Raw genomic sequence first — 6,543 nt, 5'->3', positions numbered from 1 at the left:
CCAGCACGACAGACCCGGCGCGCGGGTCGAACCCGACCGGTTATCGCTCAGCCCATCCCGGCAATCGTACGAGCGGCCGGGAGCCGGGAGGGACCCTACATCCGCGCGCCGGCCACGCAGGCCGGAATCCGTCCGGCCCGCGCCGCCATGCCGGGCGGGTCGAAGCGGCTCGGTTATCGTCCCGCAACCACGAGGCGCGAGCCTCCAGAGGTGAGGACCGAGACGCGGTACCCACATCCGCCCGGCAGAGGCGGCACACGAAGCACCCATTCGCCCGAAAGGAGGCGAGCAGATGATGGATTTCACCCGGCACTTCGCCACGCGCCTCCGGGCGCTGGTGACGCCGCAGAGCGCCCCGATCCCCGGCACCGCGCAGGTGCCCGACTCCGCCGGCGGGTACGCCTGGGCGGTGGACCGCTGGGCACGGCTGGACCGCTTCCTCGTGCTGGGAAGCGAGGGCGGGACCTTCTACGCGGGCGAGCGGCAGCTCACCGTCGAGAGCGCCGGTGCGGTGCTGGAATGTATCGAGGCCGACGGGCCGCGCGTGGTGCGGCGCACGGCGGAGGTGAGCGAGGCCGGCCGGGCCCCGCGCAACGACCCGGCGCTCTTCGTCCTCGCCATGGCCTCCGCGCTGGGCGACGCGGAGACGCGCGCCGCCGCCCTCGCCGCGCTGCCGCGGGTGGCGCGCACGGGAACGCACCTCTTCCACTGGCTGCAGTACGTGAAGGGCTTCCGCGGCTGGGGGCGCGGCGTGCGGCGGGCGGTGGCGGAGTGGTACACGGCCAAGGAGCCGCGCGAGCTGGCCTTCCAGCTCCTCAAGTACCCGCAGCGCGACGGCTGGTCGCACCGCGACGCGCTGCGGCTGGCGCACCCGCGGCCATCCACGGACGAGCACCGCGCCCTCTTCCGCCGCACCGCCGCGGGCCGGACGGCTCCTGCGGTGACGGGAGATGCGGGACCTTCGGCCGATGCGATGGAGTCTCCCGCGCTGCGGCTGGTCGCGGCAGTGGATGCTCTCCACGCGGACGCGGAGCTGACGCCGGCCCGCGCGGCGGCCGCGGTGCGCGAGCACCGGCTCGCGCGGGAGATGCTGCCCACGCCCGTGCTGCGCAGCCCGGAGGTGTGGGAGGCGCTGCTGGACGGCATGCCGCTGGGGGCGCTGCTGCGCAACCTGGCGACCATGACGCGGGTGGGGCTGCTGGCCCCCGGCAGCGAGGCCGCGGAGTACGTTGCCGCGCGACTGGGAGACGGCGGCGCGCTGCGGCGGGCGCGCATCCACCCGCTGGCGGTGCTGGCGGCCATGAAGACGTACGCCTCCGGCCGGGGCGTGCGCGGCGCCGGGCAGTGGACGCCCGTCGCCCGGGTGGTGGACGCGCTGGACGCGGCGTTCTACCTCACCTTCGGGGCGGTGGAGCCGTCGGGGAAGCGGACCATGCTGGCGCTGGACGTGTCCGCCTCCATGAGCGGGCCGGTGGCCGGCATCCCGTTCCTGAGCTGCCGCGAGGCCGCAGCGGCCATGGCGCTGGTGACCGCAGCCACCGAGCCGCGGCACTTCTTCACCGCGTTCACGGCGGGGCGGCACCCGTCCATGTACGCGGGGCACGGAACGGGGCTCACGCCTCTCTCCATCTCCCCGCGGCAGCGGCTGGACGACGTGGTGCAGTCCATCACCGGCCTGCCGTTCGGGGGGACCGACTGCGCGCTGCCCATGGTCGAGGCCGAGCGCAACCGCTGGAAGGTGGACACCTTCGTGGTCTACACCGACAGCGAGACGTGGGCGGGCGCGGTGCACCCGGTGCAGGCGCTCCGGCGCTACCGGGAGAGGACGGGCATCCCCGCCCGGCTGGTGGTGGTGGGGATGGCGTCGAACGGTTTCACCATCGCGGACCCGGACGACGCGGGGATGCTGGACGTGGTCGGGTTCGACACGGCCACGCCCCAGCTCATCGGCGACTTCGCGCGGTAGGCGGCGCGGCTCGGGCCTCCCGTTCCGCGTCCGCCCGCCGGCGGGGAGCCCCAAGCAGGCGCCGCGGCACTGTGCCGCGGCGCACATCTACCGAGCTTTGAAGATGAACACGGTCGAGACGAGGCACCTCGGCCATGCCGAGGTGCCTGCCGGCGACTACTTCGTGGTCGCCACCGAGTGGAACACCTTCTACGTGTCGGCCTGGACGGCGGCGCGGGTGGCGCGGTGCCTGGACCGCGCGTGGCGGCCCTGCTGGCTCAAGTTCAGCGACGTGGGCGGTTCGCGCGTGTGGGTCCGCACCGCGAAGGTGGAGGCGGTCTACGAGAGCACCGAGCTGCAGCGCGCCCGCGACCGCCGCTTCCAGCGCGCGCTGCGCCAGGAGACCCGCGCCGACCGGCGCTGGGACGACGACGACTGACGTCCTACCGGCGCGGCGCCTGCATGGGCTCCGCGCCGGAACGGGGATGACGGGAGATGCGCGGCGGACGCTCCGTCCACCGTGAAACACGACAGCATGGGCGCATCGGCAGTCGATGCGCTTACCGCCGCTCCGCCGGACGGCGCGACGCGGAAGACGAGAAGAGGACGGAAGATGCGGATCTTCGGACAGCACGACGAGAAGACGGTGGAGCAGCTGCGCGGGGTGGCACAGCGGGCCGAGCGCGTGGCGCTGATGGCCGACGGGCACGTGGGCTACGTGATGCCCATCGGCGGGGTGGCGGCGTACCGCGAGAAGGTGTCGGTGGTCGGGGTCGGCTTCGACATCGCGTGCGGCAACGCGGCCATTCGCACCGACCTGAAGCTGGAGCACTTCGGCACCGGGTACGACGAGATCGGCCGCAACTTGAACGCGCTGGCCGACGAGATCGCCGACACCGTCAGCTTTGGCGTGGGCCGGAAGAACCGCTCGAAGGACGCGCCCACCGACGACCCGCTGTTCGCCGACGAGGCGTGGGACGCCGTGCCCGCGAAGGAGCGCAAGGCGCTGCTGGACAAGGCGCGCCAGCAGCTGGGCACGGTCGGCTCCGGCAACCACTACGTGGACGTGTTCGCCGACGAGACGGGCACGCTGTGGGTGGGCGTGCACTTCGGGAGCCGGGGCTTCGGGCACTCGGTGGCTTCGGGCTTCCTGGCCATGGGCCAGGGCCGCGGCTGGCGCGACCGCGTGTCCGAGACAGAGGTGCTGCTGGACCTGGTGCAGCCGCTGGGCTACGACTACTGGGCGCTGATGGAGCTGGCCGGGCGCTACGCGTACGCCGGGCGCGAGTGGGTGGCGCGCAAGGTCGTGTCGCTGCTGGGCGGGCGCGAGGTGGAGCTGGTGCACAACCACCACAACTTCGCCTGGAAGGAGACGCACGGCGGCGAGGACTTCGTGGTGGTCCGCAAGGGCGCCACGCCCGCCTTCCCCGGCCAGAAGGGCTTCATCGGCGGGTCGATGGGCGACGACGCCGTGATCGTGCGGGGCGCGACGGCTCCGGCGGATTCGGACACGGCGAAGGTGCAGCGCGAGGCGCTGTTCAGCACCGTGCACGGCGCCGGCCGGGTGATGTCGCGCACGCAGGCGGCCGGCAAGCGCAAGTGGAAGACGGGCGAGATCATCTCCCCCGGCCGCGTATCGGCCGAGATGATGCACTCGTGGATCGCGGCCAAGGGCGTGGTGCTGCGCGGCGGCGGGCTGGACGAGAGCCCCCACGTGTACCGCCGCCTCCCCGAGGTGCTGTCGGCCCAGGGCGACACCATCGAGGTCCTCCACACCCTTCGCCCCCTCGTCGTCGTCATGGCCGGCGCCGACGAGTTCGGCCCCTACAAGGACTAGCGCCTATCTCCTTGTAGGGGTGCGATTTATCGCATCCGATATCTCTCCCCCGCGAACTGGCCGGGGTTCGCGCGGAACACTACCGACGGGTTTGGATGATGCACATCTTCCGACCGTGGGTAGGACCAAAAACCAGCCGCCGTGCATCTCCCGGGATGCGCGGCGGCTTCGACGTTCCTTGCCACGACGACGACCGAGAATGCATCATGTGCTCGTTTCCGCCTGAACCGATCCCGGCGTCCCGGCGTCCTCCCGCTGCCCAGTCCATGTCTCCTCGCGTGACCGAAACGGCCACCACCCGCAACGCCGCCGCCGTTATCGCCGGCCTCAGCCTGATCACCGTGGTGCTCGCGCTCCGGGACGGCTACATCCTGATGGCCTTGCTGTGCGCGTGGATGTGCGGATTCTTTTTCTTCGCGGCGCGACGAGGGTACGCGCCGATCGGCCACGACTCGCCCCCGCGGACCCCGGAGGCGGTGAGGGAGGCCCTGGCCGTCGAGGTGTCGGATGGCGTGACGGTGCTCTTCCGCAAGGGCGCCGTCCGCGAAGCGATTCGGCTGCACCGGAACGAGACGGGAGACGGGCTGTGGGAGGCCAGGGACACGGTGCACAAGCTCCGCATCCGCACGCTCTACGAGGCCGAGCTGCCTCCTCCGTCGCCGCGCGTGCTCACCGCCCTAGCGAAGGGGAATAAGATCGAGGCCATCAAGCTGCTGCGCGAGGAGCGTCCGCAGGGGCTGAAGTCCGCCAAGGAGGCGGTGGAGCATTACGAGCTTCGCCGCCTTCTGCCCAGAGCGTAGGCTCCGGAGGACGTCGCCAGGGCATTCACACCCGGCAGGGCGGGTCAGTACCTCGGCTTGAACGGATCTACGTGCTCGCTCCACGCGGTGATGCCGCCGTCCAGGCTGCGGACGTTGGAGAAGCCTGCGCCGATGAGCTGGCGGACGGCCTGGGCGCTGCGGCCGCCGGCCTTGCAGTGCACGACGATCTCGCCCGCGGGATCCAGCTCGCCCATGCGCGCGGGCAGGTCGGCCAGGGGGATCAGGCGGGCGCCGTGCTCGGCCAGGTTCGCGATCTCCCATTCGTGCGGCTCGCGCACGTCCACCAGCGTAACCGCATCTCCCGAAGAGAGGCGGCCAAGCAGATCCGGCGCGGAGACGAGCGGCACGGGCGGATCGTGCTCGCCCGCCACGCCGCCGCAGAACTGTACGTAGTCGATGAGCTCCGTAACCGTGGGGTGCTCGCCGCACACGGGGCACTCGGGATCCTTCCGCAGGCGAAGCTCGCGGCTGCGCATGGCGAGCGCGTCGAACAGCATGAGCCGGCCGATCATGGGCTCGCCCACGCCCACGATGAGCTTGATGGCCTCCAGCGCCTGCATGGTGCCGATGATGCCGGGCAGCACGCCCAGCACGCCGCCCTCGGCGCAGCTCGGCACCAGCCCCGGCGGCGGCGGCTCGCGGAAGAGGCAGCGGTAGCACGGCCCCTTCGCCGCCCAGAACACCGAGAGCTGCCCGTCGAAGCGGAAGATGGATCCGTACACGTTGGGCTTGCCCAGCAGCACGCAGGCGTCGTTCACCAGGTAGCGCGTGGGGAAGTTGTCCGTCCCGTCGATGACGACGTCGTACGGCGCGAGGATCTCCAGCGCGTTCTCGCTGGTGAGCTGCGTCTCGTGCTTCACCACGTTCACGTGCGGGTTCACGTCGGCCACGCGGTCCGCGGCGGAGTCGATCTTCGGGCGGCCCACGTCCTTGGTGCCGTGCACGACCTGGCGCTGGAGGTTGGTCTCGTCCACCACGTCGAAGTCCACCAGCCCCAGCGTGCCCACGCCGGCCGCGGCCAGGTACAGCGCCAGCGGCGAGCCCAGCCCGCCGGTGCCCACCAGCAGCACCTTCGCCGCCTTGAGCTTGCGCTGGCCCTCCATCCCCACGCCGGGCAGGATCAGGTGCCGGCTGTAGCGCAGCACCTCGGGCGTGGAGAGGCCGGGCAGCCCCGCATCTCCCGAATCCTCGCTCACGATCCCGCCGAGCCCGATCCCCGAAAGCACGTCCATCGTCTCGCCCCGTGTGATTGCCCGCCGCGCTTCACATCTCCCGGCGCGGGTTCAATCTATACCCCGCGTCCAGCCTCCCGTCCACCGATCGCACTCAGAGGATGCGATGCCGAACGGCCGACGATCCCGTCTCCGCCACCACTTCTAAACCGGCGGATTTGGGGAGACGTGGAACGGGAATCGCGCCGCGGCGTGACGGCGACGGGAGATGCACGGCGAAGCGTGAGATGCCGTGCGTTGCGCCGTACGGGATGCGGACGTATGCTCTCCGCCGAGCCGATGCGGCCGGGCGGAGACCTTGGGGAGGGGACGAGAGCGGTGAGACGATTCTTCGAGGGCGGCAACGTCCTGAACCTGCTGCTGGTGTTCGTGCCGGTGGCGCTGGTGCTGGAGTACGTGGTGCACGCCAGCGCGCCGGTGGTGTTCGGCGTGTCGTGCCTGGCGGTGATCCCGCTTGCCGGGGTGATGGGGCACGCCACCGAGCGCATCGCCGACCGTGCGGGCGAGGGGGTGGGCGGGCTGCTGAACGCCACCTTCGGCAACGCGGCGGAGCTGATCATCGCCATCGTGGCCATGCGCGCCGGGCTGTACGACCTGGTGAAGGCATCCATCACCGGCTCCATCATCGGCAACCTGCTGCTGGTGTTCGGGCTGAGCGCGCTGGCTGGCGGCCTGAAGCACAAGAAGCAGAAGTACAACCGCACGGCC

6 protein-coding genes are annotated in these 6,543 nt (G+C 71.5%); 5 read left to right on the top strand and 1 reads right to left on the bottom strand.

Features of this window, described 5'->3' with window-relative positions; translation table 11 throughout:
* Positions 1–292 precede the first annotated feature (292 nt).
* From VFE05_14750 to VFE05_14735, 4 genes are all read left to right on the top strand, one after another.
* On the top strand, positions 293–1,966 hold the full coding sequence (locus tag VFE05_14750) for a TROVE domain-containing protein (GenBank protein ID HET6231329.1): 1,674 nt from the start codon (positions 293–295) through the stop codon (positions 1,964–1,966).
* A 103-nt stretch (positions 1,967–2,069) separates the two neighbouring features.
* Positions 2,070–2,384, top strand: a complete 315-nt coding sequence (locus VFE05_14745) for a hypothetical protein (GenBank protein HET6231328.1) — start codon at positions 2,070–2,072, stop codon at positions 2,382–2,384.
* Positions 2,385–2,558: 174 nt separating this feature from the next.
* On the top strand, positions 2,559–3,782 hold the full coding sequence (locus VFE05_14740; protein ID HET6231327.1) for an RtcB family protein: 1,224 nt from the start codon (positions 2,559–2,561) through the stop codon (positions 3,780–3,782).
* A gap of 155 nt (positions 3,783–3,937) precedes the next feature.
* A complete protein-coding gene (locus VFE05_14735) occupies positions 3,938–4,582 on the top strand; it encodes a hypothetical protein (protein HET6231326.1) in 645 nt (214 codons plus the stop codon).
* A 44-nt stretch (positions 4,583–4,626) separates the two neighbouring features.
* Here the strand turns inward: VFE05_14735 and moeB are convergent, their stop codons facing one another.
* Positions 4,627–5,835 (bottom strand): molybdopterin-synthase adenylyltransferase MoeB, encoded by a 1,209-nt coding sequence (gene moeB, locus VFE05_14730; GenBank protein ID HET6231325.1) that lies wholly within the window; start codon positions 5,833–5,835, stop codon positions 4,627–4,629.
* 318 nt (positions 5,836–6,153) lie between these two features.
* On the opposite strand from moeB, the gene VFE05_14725 reads away from it, so the two are divergent.
* On the top strand, positions 6,154–6,543 hold a 390-nt coding region (locus VFE05_14725), incomplete at its 3' end, for a hypothetical protein (protein HET6231324.1).

It is taken from the genome of Longimicrobiaceae bacterium (assembly GCA_035696245.1).
GTDB lineage: Bacteria > Gemmatimonadota > Gemmatimonadetes > Longimicrobiales > Longimicrobiaceae > DASRQW01.
This window is presented reverse-complemented; position numbering and strand designations above follow the sequence as displayed.